The organism is Actinoplanes ianthinogenes (assembly GCF_018324205.1).
Taxonomy (GTDB): domain Bacteria; phylum Actinomycetota; class Actinomycetes; order Mycobacteriales; family Micromonosporaceae; genus Actinoplanes; species Actinoplanes ianthinogenes.
The window spans coordinates 7,459,139-7,481,469 of record NZ_AP023356.1 but is presented as its reverse complement, the minus strand read 5'-3'; the positions used below and the strand labels follow the sequence as shown (position 1 = coordinate 7,481,469).

Below are 22,331 nucleotides of genomic sequence, written 5' to 3'. Positions count from 1 at the left end.
TCACCTCCCCACTCGGGCGGCGGCGGCCCGCCACGGGGCGTCGTCGCCGCACGGCTCGTAACGCGTGATCTGTTGAGTCTGCCGCACCAGCGCGCGCATCGCATCGAGCCCGCCGGACACGACTCCGGCCGCGCGCGCCTGCACCAGCACATTACCGAGCGCGGTGGCCTCCACCGGCCCGGCGAGCACCGGGAGTCCGGTGGCGTCCGCGGTCAGCCGGCAGAGCAGCTCGTTGCGGGCGCCGCCGCCGACCAGGTGCAGGGCGCTCGGCGTGACGCCGGCCAGCTCCCCGGCCTGGCGCACCGCACGCCGGTGGGCGAGCGCCAGGCTGTCCAGGACGCAGCGGGTGATCGTGGCCGGGGAGACATCGGGCGGCATGCCGGCGGCCCGGCAGAGGCGCGAAGACATGTCGCCGGGCGGCAGGAAGACCGGATCGTCCAGGTCGACCACCCGCCGCAACGCGGGCTCCCGGGCTGCCGCGGCGAGCAGGTCCGAGATATCCGGCGAGCCCCACTCCCGCATGCACTCCTGGAGCGGCCACAGCCCCATCACGTTGCGCAGGTAGCGAACCGTCCCGTCGACCCCGCCCTCGTTGGTGAAGTTCGCCTCCCGCGACGCGTCGCTGAGCACCGGATGCGCCAGCTCCAGCCCGACGAGTGACCAGGTGCCGCTCGAGACGTACGCGAAATTGTTGTGGTCCGCGGGGACCGCGACCACGGCCGAAGCCGTGTCGTGCGAGCCCACCGCGACCACCGGCGTCCCGTGGAAATGTCCGATCAGGTCGCCGGGGCGACGGATCGCCGGGAACAGGTCCGCCCGCAACCCCAGGTCCTCGATCAAGGACCAGGACCAGTTTCCGGTACGCACATCGAGCAGTCCCGTGGTCGACGCGTTGGTGTACTCCGCTCCCGTCTCCCCGGTCAGCCAGTAGGCGAGCAGGTCCGGGATCATCAGCAGTTTCGCGGCGGCCCGGTACTGCGGGGTGCCGGCCGCGGCGAGCAGTTGGTAGACCGTGTTGAACGGCAGCCTCTGGAGCCCGGAGATCGGGTAGAGATCGCGCACCCGGCCGGCGATCCCGTCGGTGCGCGCGTCCCGGTAGTGCACCGGGTTGCCGAGCAGTGCCCCGGACGCGTCGATCAGGCCGTAGTCGACCGCCCAGGAGTCGATCCCGATGCTGTCCACCGGACCGGCCTTGCCCAGCCCGTCGAGCACACCCTTGTAGAGGCTGAGGATGTCCCAGTGCAGGGTGCCGCCGGCGTGCACCGGCTCGTTGGCGAACCGGTGCACGACGTCGAGCTCCAGCTTGCCGTCATGGAACGTGCCGGCCACGACGCGCCCGCTGGACGCGCCGAGGTCGACCGCGGCGAACCGGTGCGTCATCGCAGGAACGCCGCCGCGACGCCGGCGTCGACGGGGATGTGCAGGCCGGTGGTGTGCGACAGGTCGCCGGCGGTGAGCACGAAGACCGCGTTGGCCACGTGCTCCGGCAGCACCTCGCGTTTGAGCAGGGTGCGCTGGGCGTAGAACTCGCCCAGCCTCTCCTCCGGCACGCCGTAGACGGCGGCACGCTGGGCGCCCCAGCCGCCGGCGAAGATGCCCGAGCCGCGGACGACGCCGTCCGGGTTGATGCCGTTCACGCGTACGCCGAAAGCGCCGAGCTCGGCGGCCAGCAAGCGGACCTGGTGCGCCTGGTCGGCCTTGGCGGCGCCGTAGGCGACGTTGTCCGGGCCGGCGAACAGCGAGTTCTTGCTGGAGATGTAGACGATGTCGCCACCCATCCCCTGCGCGATCAGGATCCTGGCCGCCGCCTTGGCGACCAGGAACGAGCCCTTGGCCATCACGTCGTGCTGGAGGTCCCAGTCCTGCTCGGTGGTCTCCAGCAGCGGCTTGGAGATGGACAGCCCGGCGTTGTTGACGATCAGGTCGACGCCGCCGAAGGCGAGCACCGCCTCGTTCACAGCAGCCTCGACCGCCGCGGCGTCGGTGACGTCGGCGGTGACGGAGATGGCCGCGTCGGTGCCGCCGATCTCCCGGGCGACGGTCTCCGCGGTCGCCGCGTCCCGGTCGGCGACCACCACACACGCGCCTTCGGCGGCCAGCCGCAGGGCGATCGCCCGGCCGATGCCGGAGCCGCCGCCGGTGACGAAGGCGACCCGGGTGGACAGGGGTTTCGGCTTCGGCATCCGCTGGAGTTTGGCCTCCTCCAGGGACCAGTACTCGATCCGGAACTTCTCCGCCTCGTCGATCGGGGCGTAGCGGGAGATCGCCTCGGCGCCGCGCATCACGTTGATCGCGTTGACGTAGAACTCGCCGGCGACGCGGGCGGTCTGCTTGTTCGCGCCGAAGGAGAACATGCCGATGCCGGGGACCAGGACGATGGCCGGGTCGGCGCCGCGGATGGCCGGGCTGTCCGGGGTGGCGTGGCGGTCGTAGTAGGCGCGGTAGTCGGCGCGGTAGGCCTCGTGCAGCTCCTTGAGCCGCGTGGTCACCTCGTCCAGCGGGGCGTCCGGGGCGGTGTCCAGGACCAAGGGCTTGACCTTGGTGCGCAGGAAGTGGTCCGGGCAGCTGGTGCCCAGGGCGGCCAGCTCTTTCAGGCGTTCGCTGCCGACGAAGTCGAGGACTACGTCGTCGTCGGTGAAGTGGCCGACCTGCGGGCGGTCGGTGGAGGCCAGGCCGCGAATGATCGGGAACAGGTCGGCGGCTTTTGTTCGTCGCACCGTTTTGTCCAGATTTTTTATGATACGAGGTCCGAAGGGTGCTTCCTTGCCTTTGTCTGCGATGTAGCGGGCGGCGATGCCGATGATCTCCTGCGAGTTCGCCTCGCACTCGTCGCTGGTGGCGCCCCACGCGGTGATCCCATGTCCGCCCAGGATCACCCCGATCGCCTGCGGGTTCGCCCTCTGCACCGCGGCGATGTCCAGCCCGAGCTGGAAGCCGGGCCGCCGCCAGTCCACCCAGAGCACCCGGTCGCCGAAGATCTCCTCGGTCAGCGCGGGCCCGTCGGCGGCGGTGGCGATCGCGATGCCGGCGTCCGGGTGCAGGTGATCGACGTGCGGCACGTCGACCAGCCCGTGCATCGCGGTGTCGATGCTCGGCGCGGCGCCACCCCGGCCGTGCAGGCAGTAGTCGAACGCGGCGACCATCTCGTCCTCGCGCTCGACGCCCGGGTAGACGCCGGGCAGCGCGCGCAGCCGGTCCAGCCGCAGCACCGCGAGGCCGTTCTCGGTCAGCGTGCCGAGGTCGCCGCCGGACCCCTTCACCCAGAGCAGCTCGACCGGCTCGCCGGTGACCGGGTCGGTGCCGGCGCCCTTGGCGGAGGTGTTGCCACCGGCGTAGTTGGTGGTCCGCGGATCCGCACCGAGGCGATGCGATCGGGCGATGAGCGCGGCGACTGCGGGATTCGTCATGGCGGTCCCCATACGTCCTGGTGAAACGTTTCAGATTTACCGACAGGTTACGCACACCGGCAACCCCCGGTCAAGGCCGCCGGATACGCGGGATCCGTACATGATCGTCCGCGCTTTCCTGATTACCGCCCTGGTGGAGATATCCACGGCAGCGGATTTCCGACAGCCCTCCCCCGGGCCGCGTGTGGGACGTTCAGCGCCATGCATCGTCGTCGCTGGATCGCTGCCGTCGCCGGCGTGGCTCTCGTGGCCGCGCTTCCCGCGCCCGCCCGGGCCGCGGTCACCCCGATCGCGAAAATCAACTTCCAGCCGGCCGCGTCCGCGGTCCCGAGCGGGTACACCGCCGACACCGGCGCCGCCTACGACGGGACCAAGGGGTGGGTGCGGCAGGACAGCCTGAGCGGCACCCACGTGCCGCTCGACCTGACCCGCAACACCCGCGACCGGGCCCGCGCGAGCGTCGAGGCCCGGCTCAACACGATCATTCATCTTCAGTACGGCGACGTGAACGGCAGCAACGGCGTGGCCACCGCGGGCGCGTGGGAGTACGCCGTGCCCGCCGGGACCTACCAGGTGACCGTCTCCGCCGGTGACCAGCCGGCCTACGACAGCAACCACACCGTCCGGGTCGAGGGCGTCACCGCGATCAGCGCATTCGTCTCCACCGCCGCCGCCGAGTACCGCCAGGCCACGGTCACCGTCCCGGTCACCGACGGGCGGCTGACCGTCGACGCGGTGGGCGGCGTCAACACCAAGCTGAACTACGTCGAGATCAGCCGCAGCGACGCCGACCCGCCGTCCGGGCTGACCGCCACGCCCGGCGACAGCCAGGTCGCGCTCAGCTGGACCGGGAACGCGGCGAGCTACCAGGTCTACCGGGGCGGCACGCTGCTGGCGACCACGACCAAGGCGTCCTACCTCGACACCGCCGTGAGCAACGGGACGGCGTACGCGTACCGGGTCACCTCCGACGGCGGGTCCTCGGCCACGGTCAGCGCCACACCGGCCGCGTTCGCCCTGAAGGTCGACTTCTCGGACGCGGCGACCGCGCCGGCCACCGGGTACGTGCGGGACTCCGGCGGGGCGTACACGGCGTCCCGCGGATACGGCTGGGTCGACCTGGGCGAGGGCACCCCGGTCGACCTCACCGGCAACGGCCGCAACCGCAACCCGGCCGCCGGGCAGAGCGACCCACGGCTGGCCACCTTCATGCACGCCCAGCTCCCGGCCGGATCGGCCGGCGTGACCACCCCGGGCGCCTGGGAGGCGGCCGTGCCGACCGGCGTCTACACGGTGACCGTCGCGGTCGGTGACGCGGGCACCGCCGTCAACAGCGTGCACTGGGCGAACGTCGAGGACCAGAACGCGATCGCCGCCTTCGTACCGACCGCCTCGGTCAAGTTCGCCACCGCCACCCGGACCGTGCGGGTCACCGACGGCAAGCTGACCCTCAGCCCGGCCGGCGGCACCAACACCAAGTTCGACTACATCGACGTGCTCAGCGTCCCGGCGGCCGGCGCCACGCCCGCGGTGCGGACCAGCACCCCGGCCAACGGGGCGGCCGGCGTCTCGCTCACCACCAGCGTGGTCGAGGACCTGCTGCTGCCCAACGGTGGCGTCGCGGCCGCGTCGCTGACCAGCTCGTCGGTCACCCTGACCAGGCTCAGCGACGGCACGGCGGTGCCGGCCACCACGATCACCAGCGGCGGCGGGGACGTGATCAACCTGTCGCCGACCGGTCCGCTGGCCGCGAACACGGCGTACCGGTTCACCGTCACCAGCGCGGTGACCGACGTGACCGGCAAGGCGTTCGCGCCGTACTCGATCGTCTTCACCACCGGCGCCGGCGGCAACCCGGGCGGGCCGGTCGCGTTCGACAAGACCGTCGGCGTGGCCACCGGCGCGTCGTTCACCACGGTGGTCAAGGGCCCGGACGGACGGCTGTACGCGGGCACGCTGGACGGGAACATCCATCGCTTCCCGATCAACGCGGACGGCACGCTCGGCACGGCCACGGTCATCGGCACGGTCCGGGCCAACGCGTCGGCGCTCGGACTGCCCGGCGCGCCGGCCCGCACGATCATCGGGATGGCGTTCGACCCGGCGTCCACCGCGTCCGCGCCGATCCTCTGGATCACCGACAACTACGAGTACGTCGGACCCCTCAACGTGCCCGACTGGTCCGGCCGGGTCGGCAAGCTCACCGGCGCGGACCTGGGCACCTACACCTCCGTGGTGACCGGGCTGCCGCGCTCGGTGAAGGACCACGAGACCAACTCGCTGGCGTTCGGGCCGGACGGCGCGCTGTACCTGACCCAGGGCGCCAACAACGCCATGGGCGCGGCCGACTCGACCTGGGGCAACCGGCCGGAACGCCTGCTCAGCGCGGCGGTGCTGCGCCTCGACCCGGCCCGGCTGCCGGCGAGTCTGCCGCTGGACGTGAAGACCGAGGAGGGCGGGACCTACGACCCGTACGCCACCGGCGCGCCGCTGACCCTGTACGCCACCGGGGTACGCAACGCGTTCGACCTGGTCTGGCATCGCAACGGGCACCTGTACACGCCGACCAACGGTTCCGCCGCGGGCGGCAACACCCCGGCCACCCCGGCCACGCTGCCCGCCTCGTGCGCCCGGCGCGGCTACACCGGCCCGGCGGTCCCGGCGCTCACCAACGTGCCGACCGCCGAGACCGACTACGTCTTCGACGTGAAGCCGGGCCGCTACTACGGCCACCCCAACCCGGTCCGCTGCGAGTGGGTCCTGGCCGGCGGCAACCCGACCGGTGGCACCGACCCGTTCCAGATCCCCGCCTACCCGGTCGGCGTGGCCCCCGACCCGAACATGGACCTGGCCGGCACGTACGACGCCGGCCTGCACGCCTCGGCGGACGGCGCGATCGAATACCGAGGCGGGCTGCTCGACGGCAAGCTGCTGGTGGTCCGTTACTCGGACGGCCAGGACATCGAAACCTTCGACGTGGCCGCCTCCGGCGCCCTCACCAACCGGGTCACCGGCATCACCGGCCTGACCGGTTTCAGCCAGCCGCTCGACGTCACCGAAGACGTCGCCACCGGCAATCTTTACGTCACCGAACTCGGCGCGAACCGCATCACCCTCCTGAAACCCCGCCCGTGACCCTCTGCGAAGCCCGCCCCTCCCGGCGCTGCAACCCCGCCCGCGCCGCCCTCTCGCCAGTCCCACCCGCCCAGGGGCCTCCCCGAATCCCGGCTGGCTCCCACCGCCCCAACCAGCCACGGGATAGGGCCATCAGGCCCAGCCGGGGAACCCGGGCTGGCCCCCACCGCCCCAACCAGGCACGAGACAGGACCATAAACGCCAGCTCGATGATCCCGGCTGGCCCCCACCGCCCTAACCAGCCACGAGACAGGACCATGAACGCCAGCTCGATGATCCCGGCTGGCTCCCACCGCCCTAACCAGGCACGGGATAGGGCCATCAGGCCCAGCCGGGGAACCCGGGCTGGCCCCCACCGCCCCAACCAGGCACGAGACAGGACCATGAACGCCAGCTCGATGATCCCGGCTGGCTCCTACGGCCCTCACCGGGGACGGGATAGGGCCATCGGGACCAGCCGGGGAACCTGGGCTGGCTCCGGGCGCAAAGTCGGGGCGCGGGGTGGGCGGTTCGGGCGCAAGGTGGGCGGGTCGGGAACCGGTACCGCCCTCCGGGTGTCCGCCGGCGGCAACCTGGACGGCGTTGTCGAGGTAGCGGGCCGTCGGCGGTGACCAGCAACCCCGTGGGCGGCGGCTGGGTCGGGGAGAAGAGCGTTTCGTGGCTTGGCGCGCCGAGGTCGTGTCCGGCGGCGGACTGTGAGTGGTGGTCTCCTGGCCCGGCCGGCTGGGTCAGGGAGGCGAGACACGGACGCGATTGACAGCGATCTCCCTCAGGAGGAAACGCGCCCATGCGCCGATGTGGATCGCGGGCCAGCTCGGGGATAGGCGCAGTTCTTCGTGGTCGGAGAGCTCACGAGCCCGCTTGGCCAGCTGGGCGCTCTCCGATCAGGGATGCCGACGAGCCTGCGGCGCTCGGCGGGCGTGTCAGGCTGCACCGGCGAGGGATGGCGTCACGGCCGCACCGGCAAGGATGGCGTCAGGCCCCACCGGCGAGAAGCGACGTCAAGGCGACACCGGCGAGAAGCGGCGTCAAGGCGACACCGGAGAAGAGCGGCGGCAAGGCGACACCGGAGAAGAGCGGCGTCAAGGCGACACCGGAGAAGAGCGGCGGCAAGGCGACACCGGAGAAGAGCGGCGGCAAGGCGACGCCGGAGAAGAGTGGCGTCAAGGTGAGGGTGGTCGAAGGGCGTGGACGGCTGCTCAGGGCGTACCGGAAATGGGTTTGCGGACCGGAAGGGAAAAGGACCGCCCGGGCCGAAGCGGCCCGGGCGCCGGGGAAGGGTTTCAGATCAGCCAGCGGTTCTTCTGGATCAGCGGGAGGCGGGTCCACAGGCGGCCCAGCCCCCAGGTGTGCCCGGCGTAGGTCAGCGCCAGCACGACGCCGACCAGGGCGTAGATCACGTGGTAGTCGACGATCGGGTTGGTGGAGCCGCTGGCCACCGGCCACTCGGCGAGCCACATCAGAGCCATCATGACGGCGCCGGAGGCCGCGGCGATGCGCAGGCCGACGCCGAGGATCATGGCGAGGCCGATGCCGAGCAGGCCGATCATGAAGCCCCAGTCGGCGACCGTGGTGCCGGCGATGTCGTGGAAGAAACCCTGGAGCGGGCCGGCCTCGACGCCGGCCAGGAAGCCCTTGGTCGGTGAGCCGCCGTTGATCCAGGCCTTGGCGGACGGGGTGGCGTATCCGAAACCGAAGGTCTTGTCCAGGAACGCCCAGAGGAAGACGAACCCGGTGGCGACCCGCAGGACGGCGAGTGCCTTGGCAGCGGACTTGGTGAGCATCGAACCCGGGGCCTCGACCTGCTCGAGGCGGTGCGCCGCGATGGTGGTCATCGCTTCCTCCTCAGTCAATCTCTCTGCCTTCGACACTCCTCCGTCCGGCGGCGTCACGCCCGGGTCAGATCACCCGACTCGACGGGCCGAAGGTCCCGCGACTCGGCGGCGGGCCGCACGAAGAGCAGCACCAGCACCGCCGCGGCCGCGGCGGTCCCGGCCGCGACCAGCAGGGTCGCGTTGAGACCGTCGGCGAACGCGACCGGCTGGCCGTGTCCGTCGCTGATGTGGTCGGCGAAGATGGTGCCGAACACCGCGACGCCGAGCGCGAAGCCGAGCTGGCGGAACGTGTTCAGCGCCCCGCCGGCCATCCCGCTGCGCTCCCGCGGCACCGCGCCGAGGATGGCCGAGGAGAGCGACGGCAGCACGCAGCCGACCCCGACGCCGACCACGATCAGGCCGGGGATCAGCGCCGTGCCGGTGCTGTCCGCGTCGAGCCGGGCCTGGAGCAGGTCACCGGCCGCGATCAGCAGCAGGCCGAGCCCGACCGTCCAGCGCGGGGCGACCTTCTGCAGGAACCGCCCGGCCGCCGCGCCGATCACCAGCGAGGCGGCGGCCATCGGCAGCGCGCCCGTCAGGCCGGCGTCGACCGGTCCGTTGTGCAGCACCTGCTGGAGCCAGACGGTGCTGAACGGCAGGTAGCCGAACGCGGCGGCCTGGGTGAGGAACGCGGCCACGATCAGCGTGGCGAACGGCGCCCGCCGGAACAGCGAGAGGTCCAGCATCGGGTGGTCGGAGCGCAGTTCGGCGACGATGAACGCGACCAGGGCGACGGCGCCGGTGGCGAACGCGGTCAGCGCCACGCCGTCGGTCCAGCCGGCGTCGCCGGCGCGGATCAGGCCGTACGTGACGGCGCCCGCCGCCACCGTGAACGTGATCGTGCCGGGCAGGTCGAACCGGCCGCCCCAGGACGCCTTCGACTCGGTCACGCCGCGCACCGTGAACCAGACCGCGACCAGGCAGATCGGCAGGTTGACCAGGAACACCCAGCGCCAGCCGAGGTGCTCGGTGAGCAGCCCGCCGGCGAGCGGGCCGGCCGCGGCGGCGGCGCCGTTGACCGCGCCCCAGACGCCGAAGGCGACACCCCGGTCACGGCCCTGATAGGTGACGTTGAGCAGGGCCGCGGTGCAGGCGAACATCGCCGCGCCGCCGGCGCCCTGCAGGACGCGGGCGGCGATCAGCGCCTGTTCGTTCGGGGCGACCGCGCAGAGCAGGGAGGAGATCGCGAAGATGCCGATGCCGGCCAGATAGGTACGGCGGCGGCCGTACCGGTCGGCGAGCGAGCCGGCGCCGAGCAGCAGGGCGGCCAGCGCCAGGGCATAGCCGTCGAGCACCCACTGGAGGTCGGCGTACCCGGCCCCGAACTTGTCGGCGATCGACGGCAACGCGACGACGACGATGGTGACGTCCACCAGCAGCAGGAAGGTGCCGAGGCAGACGGCGAGCAGAGGTGACCATTTACGCATGCACAGCAGGATGCCGCGGGTTTCAAAGAACCAACGAACCAGATCGCCAAACTCTGCGGATCTCGACATCCGTTAGGTTGATGCGGTGGAAATCGACACGCTGGACCGGCAGGTGACGCACGCGCTGCGGATCAACGGCCGGGCCGGATACCGGGAGATCGGCGCGGTCCTCGGCGTCTCCGACCAGACCGTCGCCCGGCGGTACCGGCGGCTGCGCGAGGAGGCCGGCCTGCGCGTGGTCGGCCTGCCCAACCACATCGAGCTGGGCTACGAGTCGTGGGCGCTGCGGCTGCGCGCCGCCCCGGACGCGGCCATGCAGATCGCCGGCGCCCTGGCCCGCCGCCCGGACACCGCCTGGGTCAACATCACCTCCGGCGGCACCGAGATCGCGTGCAGCGTGCAGATCCCGGCCGCCGCCGACCGGGAGTCGCTGCTGCTCCAGAAACTGCCCCGCACCCCGCGCCTGGTCGCGGTCAGCGCGCACTGCGTGATCCACAACTACGTCGGCGGCGCGGTCGGCCCGGACCTGCGCGACGACGCGCTCACCGCCGAGCAGATCGCCGCGCTGACCCCGGCCGCCGGCGGCCGCCCCGCGGCCCGGCTCACCGACGCCGACGCGCCGCTGATCGACGCGCTCTCCTGGGACGGGCGGCTCAGCTTCACCGAGCTGGCCGGGCAGACCGGCTGGCCCGAGTCGACGGTACGCCGCCGGGTGCAGGAGCTGTTCGACTCGGGCTCGCTCTACACCGACGTGGAGATGGAGCCGGAGCTGTACGGTTTCCGCGCCGTGGTGATCCTCTGGCTGTCGGTCGCGCCGTCCCGGGTGGCCCAGGTGGGTGCCGCCCTGGGCGAACACGAGGAGATCGTCTTCGCGGCGGCCACCACCGGGCCGACGAACTTGCAGGCGACCGCCATCTGCGAGGACATGCCGTCGTTCTACCGCTATCTGACGGAGCGGATCGGTCCGCTGGAGGGCGTGGAGCGGATCGAATCGGCGCCGGTGCTCAAACACGTCAAGCAGCTCGGCGCCGTTCGCTAGCGTCGCCGGGACTGCGCGCTGCGGATCACCCCGCCCACACCGGCCAGGGCCAGGCCGGCGAGGAGCACGGCGGTCACCGTGGACGGCTCGATGGCGACCAGGCCGGTGACGGCCAGGCCGGCGAGCGCGCCGCCGACGAACAGCGAGCAGGTGAAGCTGGCGACGGCGACCGGGATCGCCTTGCGCGCGTTGCCGACCACCTGCTGGATCGAGGCCGGGACGGTCAGCGTGGCGCCGACCGTGGCCAGGGCCAGCGCGACGAGCACCTGATCTTCGCTCAGGTGCAGCACCGCGGCGCCGGCCAGGGTGAGGACCAGCCCCACGATCCGGCGCAGGTCCGCCGGCCGCCGCACGATCAGCTTGGCCAGGGCCAGCAGCGTCAGGACCGCGCCCAGCACGATCAGCAGCGCGGCGATCGGGTGCGGACCCTTCTGCGCGGCGCCGTTCGTGGTGACGAAGGTGGCCATGGTGACCATGCCGCAGGCCGCGCTGAACAGGACCTCCGGACCGGCCAGCTCCACACCCACCAGGCGGTAGGGGTGGACCGGGGACGGGCGGCCGGGGGCGATGCCCCGCTGGACGGCGGCGACCCCGGCCACCACGAGCAGCAACAGTCCGAAGACCACCAGCCCGCCGCGCCACCCGACGGTCGCGGCCAGGCCACGAGCGGCCAGACCGGCGGCGCCGGCTGACCCGAGCAGCCCGAACACCATGGCCGAGTTGGGGAACAGGATCTTCTGCTGGGGCACCCGCTGCACCGAGGCGACGAACGCCGCCGGCGGGAACCCGCCCAGCACCAGGCCCTCGGCGAACCGCAGGCCGAGCAGCACCGACACGTGCGGGGCCAGCGAGGTGACCAGGCTCAGCACGCCGCCCGCGGCGAGGCTGACGACCAGCACGCGGCGTGCGCCCAGCCGGCCCGCCAGCGAACCGAGCAGGATCATGCCGACCGCGTAGCCCGCGGCGAACAGCGGCAGCCCGAGCTTGACCGCGGAGCCGAAGCGCTCGGTCAGCTGCGGGACGAAGGCGAGGAAGCCGAAGAGCTGCCCGGTGGCCAGGGTGGCCGCCGCGGCGAGGAAGACGCAGAAGGCGGCGATCGGCGCGTCCGGGGCCGGGCCGGCCGGCGCGGCGACCGGACTGGTCTGCGACGCGGTCACAGCTTCACGTCTCCCATGCGTTCGGTGAGCACGCGCTTGTACTCGTCCAGGTCGGTCACCAGGTCCGGGAAGTGGCGCAGCAGGCGCTCGGTGGCGTACCGGCCGGGGCGCACCAGGTGCGGCGGGTCGAAGGAGAAGTCGACGACGGTGTTGCTCTGGAACGGGCCGGCCGCGTCGTCCCAGCCGATCGGGCCGCCGTCGATGACCAGGTCGGCGTGCTGGCCGAGGTCGTTGATCGCCTGCTCCCGGGTGACCTGGTGGCCGCCGGTGCCGGAGATGTTGGACGAGGTCAGCGCGATCGGGCCGAAGTCGCGGCCGATCGCCCACATCGGGCTGGTCCCGTGGCAGAAGAGGCCGACGGTGGGCGCGCCCACGGTCATCTCCGCCGGGAACTCACGGGAGGCCGCCGACGCGAAGAAGACCGTGGTGGTCATCCCCAGCAGCAGCTCGGCGATCAGCTCGTCGGGGAAGTCGGCCGGGATGTCGGCGTACGTCCGGGCGTCCTCCGGGTGCCCGATGCCCAGGGTGAGCGGGCCGAACTTGGTGCGCTGCTTCATCTCGAAGATGCGGTTGATGCCGATGCGGCTGGTCGCCGCGCAGAAGACGCCGTAGTTCGTCACGCTCGGGGCGACGATCACCCCGTCCTGCTTGAGCAGTTCCAGGGCGTAGGCGTGCGTCTCGTCGTTGTACGGCCGGATGTCGGGCATGATGATCTCCTCTTGAATATCAGCGAACAGCTGGTCAGGCGGCTTCGTGCGCCAGCTTGGCGATCCGGGTGACGCCCTCCACCAGGTCGTCGTCGCCCAGGGCGTAGGAGAGGCGGAAGTAACCGGGCGTCCCGAACGCCTCGCCCGGCACCAGGGCGACCTCGGCCTCGTCGAGGATCAGCGACGCCAGCTCCATCGAGCTGGCCGGGCGGCGGCCGCGCAGCTCCCGGCCGAGCAGCCCGGCGACGGACGGGTAGACGTAGAACGCGCCCTGCGGCTCCGGGCAGACGACGCCCGGGATCTCGTTGAGCATCCGGACCATGGTGCGGCGGCGCCGGTCGAAGGCCCGGCGCATCTCGGCGACCGCGGACAGGTCCCCGGTGACCGCGGCGAGGGCGGCGGCCTGGGCGACGTTGCTGACGTTCGAGGTGGCGTGCGACTGGAGGTTGAGGGCGCCCTTGATCAGGTCGTCGGGGCCGTACATCCAGCCGACCCGCCAGCCGGTCATCGCGAACGTCTTGGAGACGCCGCTGAGCACGATGGTGCGGTCGGCGAGCTCCGGCACCACCACCGGCAGGGAGTGGAACTCGGCGTCGCCGTACACCAGATGCTCGTAGATCTCGTCGGTGACGACCATCAGGTCGTTCTCCAGCGCCCAGCGGCCGATCTCGGCCAGCTGCTCGCGCGGGTAGACGGCGCCGGTCGGGTTGGACGGCGAGCAGATCAGCAGCACCTTGGTCCGCGGGGTCAGCGCGGCCGCCAGCTGGTCCACGCCGGCCAGGTAACCGGTGGACTCGTCGGTCAGGACCGGGACCGGCACGCCACCGGCCAGCTTGATCGCCTCGGGGTACGTGGTCCAGTACGGCGCGGGCACGAGCACCTCGTCGCCCGGGTCCAGCAGGGCCGCGAACGCCTGGTAGACGGCCTGCTTGCCGCCGTTGGTGACGACCACCTGCCCGGCCGGGCGGCCCACCTGGCGGGCGATGGCCTCGCGCAGCTCGGGCAGGCCGCCGGCCGGGGTGTACTTGTGGAAACGCGGGTCCCGGCAGGCCGCCACCGCGGCCTCCACGATGTAGTCCGGCGTGGGAAAGTCCGGCTCGCCGGCGCCGAATCCGATGACCGGCCGGCCCGCCGCTTTGAGCGCCTTCGCCTTGGCGTCGACGGCCAGCGTGGCCGACTCGGCGATGTTGGCGATCCGCGCGGAAACGCGACTCATGTTCGTTCCTTCCAGAAAGGCACGGGGACTGAAGGTCAGGAGGTCAGGCACGGGGGTTGAAGGGATCCTTGACGCCCTGTCCGGTGTCCACCCAGACGCTCTTCTCCTCGGTGTACTCGCGCAGCGCGTCCGGACCGTTCTCCCGGCCGATGCCGCTGTGCTTGTAGCCGCCGAAGGGGGTGGCGTACGAGGTCTTGCGGTAGTTGTTGATCCACACGGTGCCCGCCCGCAGCCGGCCGGCCATCCGGTGCGCCCGGCGGACGTCCCGCGTCCACACCCCGGCGGCCAGGCCGTACGCGCTGTCGTTGGCGATCCGGACGGCGTCGTCCTCGTCGGTGAACCGCAGCACCGCGGCGATCGGCCCGAAGACCTCCTCGCGGGCGATCCGCATCTCGTTCGTCACGCCGGCGACGATGGTGGGCTCGATGAACAGGCCGTTCGGCAGGCCCGGCACGGTGGCGTGCCCACCGCCGTGCACCAGCCGGGCGCCGTCCTCGCGGGCGACCGCCACGTAGTGCATGACCTTGTCGTACTGCGCGCGGCAGGCGACCGTGCCCATCTCGCTGCCCGGGTCGGCCGGATCGCCGACGACGATCCTCCGGGCCCGGGCGACGAGCAGGTCCAGGACCCGGTCGTGGATCTCGTCCTGGAGCAGCACCCGGGAGCCGGCCATGCAGGTCTGCCCGGTGGCGCCGAAGATCCCGGCGATCACCCCGTCGACCGCCTCCTCGGGGTCCGCGTCGGCGAAGACGATGTTCGGGCTCTTGCCGCCGAGCTCCAGCGACACCCGTTTGAGGGAGGCGCCCGCCCGCGCCGCGATCGCCTGACCCGCCGTCGTCGACCCGGTGAACGCGATCTTGTCGACGCCCGGGTGGTCGACCAGCGCCGACCCGGCCGCCGCCGAGCCGGTGACCACGTTCAGGACGCCGGGCGGCAGGCCCTGCTCGGCGGCGATCTCGGCGAGCCGCAGCGCCGACACCGGAGTGATCTCCGAGGGCTTGGCGACCACGGTGTTCCCGGCGGCCAGGGCCGGGCCGAGCTTCCAGACGAGCAGCATCAGCGGGGAGTTCCACGGCGTGATGGCGGCGACCACGCCGAGCGGCTCGCGCACCGTGTAGTTCAGCACGTCCGGCAGGTGCACCCGGTTCGTCTGCCCGGACGGCGCCTGGGCGAGGCCCGCGTAGTAGGTGAAGTGCTCCGGGAAGAGCTTGACCTGCCCGAGCATCTCGCGCATCAGCTTGCCGTTCTCGGCGACCTGGAGCGCGGCGAGCTCCTCGGCGTGCTCGGCGAGAGCCCGGCCGAACCGGATCAGGAAGTCGGCCCGGTCGGCGGCACGCCACCGCGGCCACGGCCCCTCCTCGAAGGCGCGCCGGGCGGCGGCGACGGCCCGGTCGACGTCGGCCGCGCCGGCCTCCGGGACCCGGGCCCAGACCTCGCCGGTCGCCGGGTTGACGACGTCCAGCAACGGCCCGGCCGTCCCGGGTTCCGTGCGGTTGTCGATGAACATGATTCGTCTTTCGTGTCGGGGTGCGGCCGCGGGACGGCGGCACGGGGGTGGCCGCCGCCCCACGACCACGGGAGGGTGGCTCAGAACGCCTCGGCGACGGCGAAGCTGTCCTCGAAGAAGCGGAACTTGACGATCTCGCCGACGTTCGCCTGCACGTACAGCGCGAAGTCCGAGGTGAAGGCCTTCCCGGTGCTGTTGACGCGCTGGGTGAAGCTGCCGGTGGCGCCCGCGTTGGTCGCGTCGCCGAAGACCGCGTCGACGGCGAACGCCTCGGTGGTCAGCTCGGCGCCGAGGGTCTTGAAGAACGCCTCGATCTCGGCGCGGGTGCGGCGCTCCCCGACCCAGGGCACGGTCGGCGCCCCGGCGACCCGGAAGTCCACGTCGTCGGCGAACAGGGCGAGCAGACCCGGCAGGTCACCGGCCCCGAAGGACTGGAAGAACCCGGCGACGAGGGCGGTGGCTGAGGGCTGGGTGGACATCGGTTCTCCCCACAGTGGTGATCGGTACATGGCTGCCTGACCCGGCGTCACGCCCGGTCAGGACATCAAGGAACAGCCGCGGGTCAGCCTTGGGTGAAGGTGCGGCGGTTGTCGGGGCGGGCGCCGGCTCGCGTCTTCGGGAGCGAGCCGGTGTACAGGGCCGGGAAGCGGTAGCGGCGGACGCCGTCCCGGCGCACCAGCTCGCACTCCTCCAGGTAGTGCGCGATCCAGCCGACCATCCGGGCGATCGCGAAGAGGTACTCGGCGCTGCCGCGCGGGGCGCCGAGCAGGAACGCCAGGGCGGCGAAGGCGAAGTCGATGTTCGGCTCCCCGCCGCGCGCGGCCCCCTCGGCCAGGTGGTCGCGGACGACCGCCATCCGGGGGTTGCCCACGCCGAGCTCGGCGAGCCGGCCCACCAGGTACGCCGCCCGCGGGTCGCCGGACGGATAGTGCTCGTGCGACTGCATGCCGGCGAGGTCCCCGGTGGCGGAACCCCCCGCGCGGCGGCGCAACGCGTCCTCCACCGCGAGCGAGGTGGTGCCCGGCCGGGTGCCCCGGGCCAGCGCCAGTCCCGCCTGCACCGCGCCGAACAGGTCGGCGCCGACCGACGCGGACATCCGCACGGTCATGGTCTGCGTGGTCAGCCCGTTGTCGGCCACCAGGATCATGGCCTCGGTGAGCAGCCGCTGCGCGGCCGGGCCCGGGGCCGGATCGCCGGTCAGGCCGGAGAGCACCCCGGCCACCAGCCCGCTCGTCGCCGGGCCGGGGTCCGGCCGCATGACGGCCGCGCTGTGCCGCAGCAGCCACCAGCCCGCCGCCACCACGTCCCCGGGCTCGTCCTGCCGGTGGGCGGCCAGCACCGGAAGCGCCATCCGCAGCCGGTCCAGCGGCAGCGCGTCCGCCGGGGCCGGCAGCAGGCGCAGACCGGCCAGGGCGTCCCGGTCCAGCTCCGCCGTGGCGTCGGCGCCGCGCGACGGCGTGCCGTGCCACAACCAGTCGGTGAATTCCTCGAATCGCAACATGCCGGCCAATGTGGACGCGCAGCGCCCCCGGTAATACAGGACGCCGTTCTGGATGAGACTGATCTGCGACTCCACCGGGGTGTCGGCGGGCCGGGAGCGCTTGCTCCGGCGGCCCTTCGAGGCCAGCGCCTCGATGTCCCGGCGCAGGTAGCGACGGTTGCTGCCGCGCGCTCCGGTGGTCTTGATCAAACCTCTGCTGACGTATGCGTAGAGCGTTTCCGGAACCACTCCGAGCCGCTCGACCGCCTCCGCGGAGGTGAGCCATTGCGCCGAATGTGAATTCCATTTCAGATCCGTGGACCCAGAATCGACCAAAATATTGATCGCAGAACTATTGAGCAGTTCGCTCACCGTGTTACATCCCCCGTGCCATGCTCTGCCGAGCAGATCCGGAAGGGAACATATCGGCGGCGGACTGCGGCTGTCAACATCAAGTGACATCTATTGCTCTCAGCGCTGCTGAGCTGGGAATACGCTTCTTTGCGGGATCAAATACATCCGTCCACTGTGACGTGCGACTCCTTTTCTGGCATTGCCTTACAGGTTCGAAACAAGGTTACGCATTAGTGCACCGCCAGGTTGATTTTGCAATCAATGTTGACAATGCCTTCGGCGGCTATGCAGTGTTACCCCGCCGCGCGCGACCACGGCACATGGAATCGACGGCGACGAGGCCCTCGATGCATTCCGCCCGAGACCCGGCCCGGTCGAGCGACATCACCTCTCGCGGGACGGGAAGAGCAACGGCCGGCGCGTCACATCTGACCGCATTCTTCGCACACCAGTTCCGTACGTCAGCCGAGAGAGGTCTGGAGATGAACACCGAGCCACGGGGGCCAGTGGCCTCCCCCAAGTCAGCGGTTCTGTTCGGCGCGGGCGCCGACATCGGAAGCAACCTGCTCAGCCTGAACGACCCGGCCCGGGACGGGTTCGCCATCACCGACGTGGTGACCCGGCACATCCCGTCCGACAAGGCCCTGGCGCCGCTCACCTCGATGCAGCAGCTCGCGAGCCGGATGCTGCTGGCCGACCCGGCCCTGCTCGACCAGCTGGGGATCGACGAGGAGACGCGGACGCTGACCGTCCGGGGGCGGCCCGTGCGGATCCACTTCCTCGACGTCCAGGACGACGCGATGCTGGAGATCGGCCACTTCGATCTCGCCATCGTCGCCACCCACCGTGACCACATCCGCTCGGCCGAGATGCTCCAGCGTTTCCGCAAGCTCGCCGGCGTCGTGATCGGGGTGGCCGAGAACGACTCGCTGCCCGCCTTCTACGTGCCGCTGGCCGGCGCCGACCTGGGCCTGCTCGGGGTGGACACCCCGGCCGGTCTCGGCACCGAGGGCCTGTTCTCGCTCGGCAGCTGCCAGTGCGTCGGGTGGGCCGCCCAGCTGCGCGGCGTGCTGGAGGCCGCCACCCTGGCCGGCGTGTCCGAGCTCGGGCTGGAGCGCGCCGAGCTCGACATCGTGCACCCCGACACCGCGTCGAGCAGCTTCGGCACGGCCGGGGTCGGCGCCCGCCGGGAGGACGCCCGGGACAACCTGCGTCCCGGTTTCTCCCAGGTACGCCGCTCGATGATGCGCCTGCCCGGCGTCTCCGTCCTCAACACGGTCTCGCTGCGGGTGCTCACCCAGCCGCCGGGCTACCAGGTGAGCCGCTTCTTCGTCCGGGCCGACCTGGACCTGGAGACGGTCCGCGCCGGATTCGCCCGGGCGCACGAGGTCCTGCCGAACGTCATCCGGACCACCGACATCCCGGTCGGCTCCCGCGCCTTCTCCGCCTCCGGCGTCGCGGCGACCGTGCTCACCGCCCCGTCGCACCTGCACGTCTCGCGGCTGTCGATCGGTGGCGCACGCTTCACCGAGATCGTCACGCAGGCGTACGTGCACAACACCGTCGGCTACTGCGCCAGCGTGCTGGAGGCCGGCCGCCGGCTCCTCGCCGACGACCTCGACGTGACCCTTCTGCCCTCCCTGGAGCTGACCGCATGACCGCCACCACCGTCGCCCTGAACGGGTCGGTTCCCGCCACGGTCGCCGCCGAGCCGGCGCAACCGCGCAGCCGCAGCATCATCAAGACCGACCTGCCGTTCGCCGCCACGGCGTTCCGGGGCACCCGCGACCGCAGCCAGCCCGGCCGGTTCCTGCTGGTCCAGGACGAGCTGACGTTCGACTCGGTGCGCATCATCCTGGACGACCCGCAGATCGCCGGCGTGGTGGTCGGCAGCCGGCACTTCGCCGACCACGCCCGCAAGATGCTCAGCGAGGGCGGCAAGGCGCTGGTCCACTGCGAGGACCTGGACCGGATCCGGGACGGCGGCCGCTACCAGGTCGACGGCGAGGGCCTGATCGACCTGGAGTCGCGGCCGGTGCCGGTCACCGCCATCTGCTCGTACCTGAACGACGCGAACGCCGAGCTCTACCGCGAGTGGAACGTGCACGACGTCGGCTACTTCCGGCTGAAGTTCTGCCTGTTCCAGATGCTGGCCGCGGACCCGTCCGCCTACCACGAGCCGGACCGGATCGAGGCGCACCTCACCGAGGTGATCGCCGACCTGCTCAGCGGCGGCTGGCGGTCGGTCCGGCTGGTGCTCTCCGACCCCACCTCGGCGGAGCTGCGCGAGGTCGGGATCGACGCGCCGATCGAGGCGAACCCGGAGATCGGGATGCGCGGGCCGCGCGCCCCGCAGCGCTGGTGGCCGGAGCTGCGCGCCATCCGGGCCGCACTGTCCCGCCACCCCGGCACGAAACTCCAGGTCAGCGTGCCGTTCGTGTCCAGCATCGAGGAGTTCCGCCGGGTCCGGGACATGTTCCGGGAGGCCGGCCTGGAGGAGGTCGAGCTCGGCCTCACCCTGGAGATCCCGGCCATGGTCTACGCCCTGCCGGACCTGGTCCGCCAGGTCCGCCCGGCGTTCGTCGCGGTCGGCACCTCGGACCTGTTCGCGCTGCTCAACGGCGTGGACCGGAGCAGCTCCGAGCTGACCATCGACCCGTTCAGCAGCGTCAACCTCGGGGTGGTCCGGGACATCTGCCGGATCACCGCGACGCACGGTGTGCACTTCTTCGTCTGCGGTGAGCTGCGCCGCGACACCCGTACCGTGCGGGAGCTGATCGACATCGGCTGCGGCGAGCTGATCGCCGCCGCGTCGGTCCTGGAGATCGCCCGGATGAGCCGGGCGGCGTCGCAGGGCCCGGCGACCGGCCCGGCCTGATCACCGCGGGTGCGGCGGCCGTCCCGACGGTCGCCGCACCCGGGTCGTCACCGCCAGAAGACCGCGACCGCCGCGTTGACCAGGGTCAGCGTGATGATCCCGATGAAGTGTCCCTTGTTGACCGCCTCCCGCTTGCGCGGGATGAACACCATGATGAAGATCATCACGGCGATCAGCAGCTTGACCCCGAGCTTGATCGGGTCCGGCTCGTGGTCCCCGCCGCCCCGCAGCGGCGCGGCCAGCCCGAGCCCGCTGACCAGCTGGATGATCGCGCCCCAGAGGATCGCCGGAGTGATCCGGTAGGTCCCGGACAGGAACTGCGCGATCGACCCGCCCAGCAGCAGAGCGAAGCCGACGAGGTGCACGAACAGCAGGATCAACCGGAGAGCTTCCACAGCGGCACAGCTTGCCAGCCGCACAACCCCTCGATCAAATCCAAACCCGCTTTCGGTACGCCGAGAGCATCCGTCCCGTGTCCACCCGCCCGCGAGACCGCTCCCGCCCCGGACCGCGACGCGCCCCCGCCCCCGGCTGGCGCTCAGGGCCCTATCCGGGCCCGGGAAAGGGCCGCACAGACCAGCCCAGCAACCCGAGCTGACACCCACGGCCCCATCCCGGCACACGAAAGGGCCGTACACACCAGCCCAGCAACCCCAGCTGGCACCCACGGCCCCATCCCGGCACACGAAAGGGCCGCACAGACCAGCCCAGCAACCCCAGCTGGCACCCACGGCCCCATCCCGGCACACGAAAGGGCCGCACAGACCAGCCCAGCAACCCCAGCTGGCGCTCACGGCCCTATCCGGGCCCGAGAAAGGGCCGTACACGCCAGCCCAGCAACCCCAACTGGCGCTCACGGCCCCATCCCGGCACAGGAATGGGCCGCACACGCCAGCCCAGCAACCCCAGCTGGCACCCACAGCCCCAACCCGGCACGCGAAAGCGCCAGCCCAGCAACCCCAGCTGGCACCCACGGCCCCAACCCGGCACAGGAATGGGCCGTACAGACCAGCCCAGAAAACCGGGCTGGCACCCACGGCCCTATCCGGAGCCCGGATAGGGCCGTGAGCGCCAGCCGGGGGGTGGGGTCAGCGGCGGGGCGCTCCGGTCGAGGCTCGAGCGACCAGCGCCGGCACGAATGTCGCCTGCTCGTGCACGTGATCCGGATTGGTGGCCTCGTCCAGCACCAGCCGGGCCGCCGTGCGCCCCAGCTCCTGCCGCGGCTGGCGGACCGAGGTCAGCGGCACCGCCGCGGCCGCCGCGAAGTCGATGTCGTCGAACCCGACGATGGCCAGGTCGTCCGGCACCCGCAGCCCGGCGGTCACCGCGTGCTGCAACAGGCCCAGCGCCAGCAGGTCGTTCGCACAGAAGGCCGCGGTCGGCCGGCGCCGGGACGGCAGCCCGGCCAGCCGCTCCCCCGCCGAGCGCCCCTCGCTCACCGTGAGCGCCTCGGTCGGCAGGTGGATCAGGTCGTCGGCCGGCTTGCCGAACTCCTCCCACACCTCGCGGGCGCCCTGATAGCGCTCGCGGACCTGCCCGATGCTCGACGGCCCGCCGATGAAGGCGACCCGCTCGTGCCCGCGGTCGATCAGGTGCTCGACGGCGATCCGCCCGCCCAGGATGTCGTCGACGGCGACCGAGCAGTGCTCACCGGCGCTGCTCAGCCGGTCGACCATCACGAACGGGACGCCGCGCCGGGCGATGTCCAGCAGGTGCGGCGCGTCCGGGTCGACCGGCGTGATCAGGATGCCCTGCACCCGCTGCTGCACCAGCCGGTCGAGGTGCTTGGACTCGCGCTCGGGTCGCCCGCCGCTGTTGCAGACGAACAGCGACAGGTCGGCGGCGTCGGCCGCGCTCTCGATGCCCTCGGCGACGTCCTGGAAGAACGGGTTGCCCCCGTCGAGCATCACGTAGGCCAGCGCGCGGCTGGTCCCGGCGCGCAGCTGGCGGGCCGACTCGTTGCGGATGAAGCCGAGCTCGGCCATCGCCCGCTCGACCCGCTCGCGGGTGGCGGTGCTGACCACGGCCGGCCGGTTCAACACGTTCGACACCGTGCCGAGGGAGACGCCCGCGGCCGCCGCGACGTCCTTGACCGACGGCGCGCGCCCGTTGCGCGGCTGCTGAGCCACCCCGTTGCTCCCTCGTTTGAA

Annotated in this window: 17 protein-coding genes; 4 read left to right on the top strand and 13 right to left on the bottom strand. The window is 71.9% G+C overall.

Going from position 1 to position 22,331, the window contains the following annotated elements; translation table 11 throughout:
* Together Aiant_RS33840 and Aiant_RS33835 are read right to left on the bottom strand one after the other, a co-directional pair.
* A complete protein-coding gene (locus tag Aiant_RS33840; RefSeq protein ID WP_189333005.1) occupies positions 1-1,380 on the bottom strand; it encodes a rhamnulokinase in 1,380 nt (459 codons plus the stop codon).
* Complete coding sequence (locus Aiant_RS33835) at positions 1,377-3,407, bottom strand: bifunctional aldolase/short-chain dehydrogenase (RefSeq protein WP_189333004.1); 2,031 nt, start codon at positions 3,405-3,407, stop codon at positions 1,377-1,379. Before Aiant_RS33835 ends, Aiant_RS33840 begins: the two co-directional genes overlap by 4 nt.
* Positions 3,408-3,608: 201 nt before the next feature.
* Between Aiant_RS33835 and Aiant_RS33830 the strand changes: the two genes are divergently transcribed.
* Positions 3,609-6,542 (top strand): Ig-like domain-containing domain, encoded by a 2,934-nt coding sequence (locus tag Aiant_RS33830; protein ID WP_189333003.1) that lies wholly within the window; start codon positions 3,609-3,611, stop codon positions 6,540-6,542.
* Between the two features lie 975 nt (positions 6,543-7,517).
* Here the strand turns inward: Aiant_RS33830 and Aiant_RS33825 are convergent.
* The 3 genes from Aiant_RS33825 to Aiant_RS33815 form a co-directional block, all read right to left on the bottom strand.
* Positions 7,518-7,709, bottom strand: coding sequence for a hypothetical protein (locus tag Aiant_RS33825; RefSeq protein WP_189333002.1), 192 nt, complete (start codon positions 7,707-7,709; stop codon positions 7,518-7,520).
* Positions 7,710-7,825: 116 nt separating this feature from the next.
* Positions 7,826-8,377: a DoxX family membrane protein gene (locus Aiant_RS33820; RefSeq protein ID WP_189333001.1), complete on the bottom strand. Its 552-nt coding sequence runs from the start codon at positions 8,375-8,377 to the stop codon at positions 7,826-7,828.
* A 53-nt stretch (positions 8,378-8,430) separates the two neighbouring features.
* Positions 8,431-9,843, bottom strand: coding sequence for an MFS transporter (locus tag Aiant_RS33815; protein ID WP_189333000.1), 1,413 nt, complete (start codon positions 9,841-9,843; stop codon positions 8,431-8,433).
* A gap of 85 nt (positions 9,844-9,928) precedes the next feature.
* Between Aiant_RS33815 and Aiant_RS33810 the strand changes: the two genes are divergently transcribed.
* Positions 9,929-10,882 (top strand): Lrp/AsnC family transcriptional regulator, encoded by a 954-nt coding sequence (locus tag Aiant_RS33810; protein WP_189332999.1) that lies wholly within the window; start codon positions 9,929-9,931, stop codon positions 10,880-10,882.
* Here the strand turns inward: Aiant_RS33810 and Aiant_RS33805 are convergent.
* From Aiant_RS33805 to Aiant_RS33780, 6 genes are all read right to left on the bottom strand, one after another.
* On the bottom strand, positions 10,879-12,039 hold the full coding sequence (locus tag Aiant_RS33805; protein ID WP_189332998.1) for an MFS transporter: 1,161 nt from the start codon (positions 12,037-12,039) through the stop codon (positions 10,879-10,881). The two genes, Aiant_RS33810 and Aiant_RS33805, sit on opposite strands and share 4 nt — an antisense overlap.
* On the bottom strand, positions 12,036-12,746 hold the full coding sequence (locus tag Aiant_RS33800) for an L-threonylcarbamoyladenylate synthase (protein WP_189332997.1): 711 nt from the start codon (positions 12,744-12,746) through the stop codon (positions 12,036-12,038). The genes Aiant_RS33805 and Aiant_RS33800 overlap by 4 nt, the downstream gene beginning before the upstream one ends.
* A gap of 34 nt (positions 12,747-12,780) precedes the next feature.
* Complete coding sequence (locus Aiant_RS33795) at positions 12,781-13,962, bottom strand: pyridoxal phosphate-dependent aminotransferase (RefSeq protein WP_189332996.1); 1,182 nt, start codon at positions 13,960-13,962, stop codon at positions 12,781-12,783.
* Positions 13,963-14,005: 43 nt separating this feature from the next.
* Positions 14,006-15,469 carry an aldehyde dehydrogenase gene (locus tag Aiant_RS33790; protein WP_189332995.1) on the bottom strand — a complete coding sequence of 488 codons (1,464 nt, stop codon included), beginning with the start codon at positions 15,467-15,469 and terminating at the stop codon, positions 14,006-14,008.
* Between the two features lie 80 nt (positions 15,470-15,549).
* Positions 15,550-15,948 carry a nuclear transport factor 2 family protein gene (locus tag Aiant_RS33785; RefSeq protein WP_189332994.1) on the bottom strand — a complete coding sequence of 133 codons (399 nt, stop codon included), beginning with the start codon at positions 15,946-15,948 and terminating at the stop codon, positions 15,550-15,552.
* Positions 15,949-16,031: 83 nt separating this feature from the next.
* Positions 16,032-17,411: a citrate/2-methylcitrate synthase gene (locus Aiant_RS33780; RefSeq protein WP_229830622.1), complete on the bottom strand. Its 1,380-nt coding sequence runs from the start codon at positions 17,409-17,411 to the stop codon at positions 16,032-16,034.
* A 374-nt stretch (positions 17,412-17,785) separates the two neighbouring features.
* Between Aiant_RS33780 and Aiant_RS33775 the strand changes: the two genes are divergently transcribed.
* Positions 17,786-18,961, top strand: a complete 1,176-nt coding sequence (locus Aiant_RS33775; protein WP_189332993.1) for a hypothetical protein — start codon at positions 17,786-17,788, stop codon at positions 18,959-18,961.
* Positions 18,958-20,181: a putative PEP-binding protein gene (locus Aiant_RS33770; RefSeq protein WP_189332992.1), complete on the top strand. Its 1,224-nt coding sequence runs from the start codon at positions 18,958-18,960 to the stop codon at positions 20,179-20,181. Before Aiant_RS33775 ends, Aiant_RS33770 begins: the two co-directional genes overlap by 4 nt.
* 47 nt (positions 20,182-20,228) lie before the next feature.
* Here Aiant_RS33770 and Aiant_RS33765 read toward each other — a convergent pair whose 3' ends face one another.
* Both Aiant_RS33765 and Aiant_RS33760 read right to left on the bottom strand, forming a co-directional pair.
* Complete coding sequence (locus tag Aiant_RS33765) at positions 20,229-20,576, bottom strand: hypothetical protein (protein ID WP_189332991.1); 348 nt, start codon at positions 20,574-20,576, stop codon at positions 20,229-20,231.
* Between the two features lie 693 nt (positions 20,577-21,269).
* Positions 21,270-22,310, bottom strand: coding sequence for a LacI family DNA-binding transcriptional regulator (locus Aiant_RS33760; protein ID WP_189332990.1), 1,041 nt, complete (start codon positions 22,308-22,310; stop codon positions 21,270-21,272).
* Between the last annotated feature and the right edge of the window lie 21 nt (positions 22,311-22,331).

Excerpts from the sequence above, each read along its gene's own strand:
- Aiant_RS33840 (WP_189333005.1), bottom strand. The coding sequence starts at position 1,380 with ATGACGCACCGGTTCGCCGCGGTCGACCTCGGCGCGTCCAGCGGGCGC.
- Aiant_RS33800 (WP_189332997.1), bottom strand. The coding sequence starts at position 12,746 with ATGCCCGACATCCGGCCGTACAACGACGAGACGCACGCCTACGCCCTG.
- Aiant_RS33770 (WP_189332992.1), top strand. The coding sequence starts at position 18,958 with ATGACCGCCACCACCGTCGCCCTGAACGGGTCGGTTCCCGCCACGGTC.
- Aiant_RS33795 (WP_189332996.1), bottom strand. The coding sequence starts at position 13,962 with ATGAGTCGCGTTTCCGCGCGGATCGCCAACATCGCCGAGTCGGCCACG.
- Aiant_RS33785 (WP_189332994.1), bottom strand. The coding sequence starts at position 15,948 with ATGTCCACCCAGCCCTCAGCCACCGCCCTCGTCGCCGGGTTCTTCCAG.
- Aiant_RS33830 (WP_189333003.1), top strand. The coding sequence starts at position 3,609 with ATGCATCGTCGTCGCTGGATCGCTGCCGTCGCCGGCGTGGCTCTCGTG.
- Aiant_RS33775 (WP_189332993.1), top strand. The coding sequence starts at position 17,786 with ATGAACACCGAGCCACGGGGGCCAGTGGCCTCCCCCAAGTCAGCGGTT.
- Aiant_RS33780 (WP_229830622.1), bottom strand. The coding sequence starts at position 17,411 with ATGTCACTTGATGTTGACAGCCGCAGTCCGCCGCCGATATGTTCCCTT.
- Aiant_RS33790 (WP_189332995.1), bottom strand. The coding sequence starts at position 15,469 with ATGTTCATCGACAACCGCACGGAACCCGGGACGGCCGGGCCGTTGCTG.
- Aiant_RS33835 (WP_189333004.1), bottom strand. The coding sequence starts at position 3,407 with ATGACGAATCCCGCAGTCGCCGCGCTCATCGCCCGATCGCATCGCCTC.
- Aiant_RS33815 (WP_189333000.1), bottom strand. The coding sequence starts at position 9,843 with ATGCGTAAATGGTCACCTCTGCTCGCCGTCTGCCTCGGCACCTTCCTG.
- Aiant_RS33820 (WP_189333001.1), bottom strand. The coding sequence starts at position 8,377 with ATGACCACCATCGCGGCGCACCGCCTCGAGCAGGTCGAGGCCCCGGGT.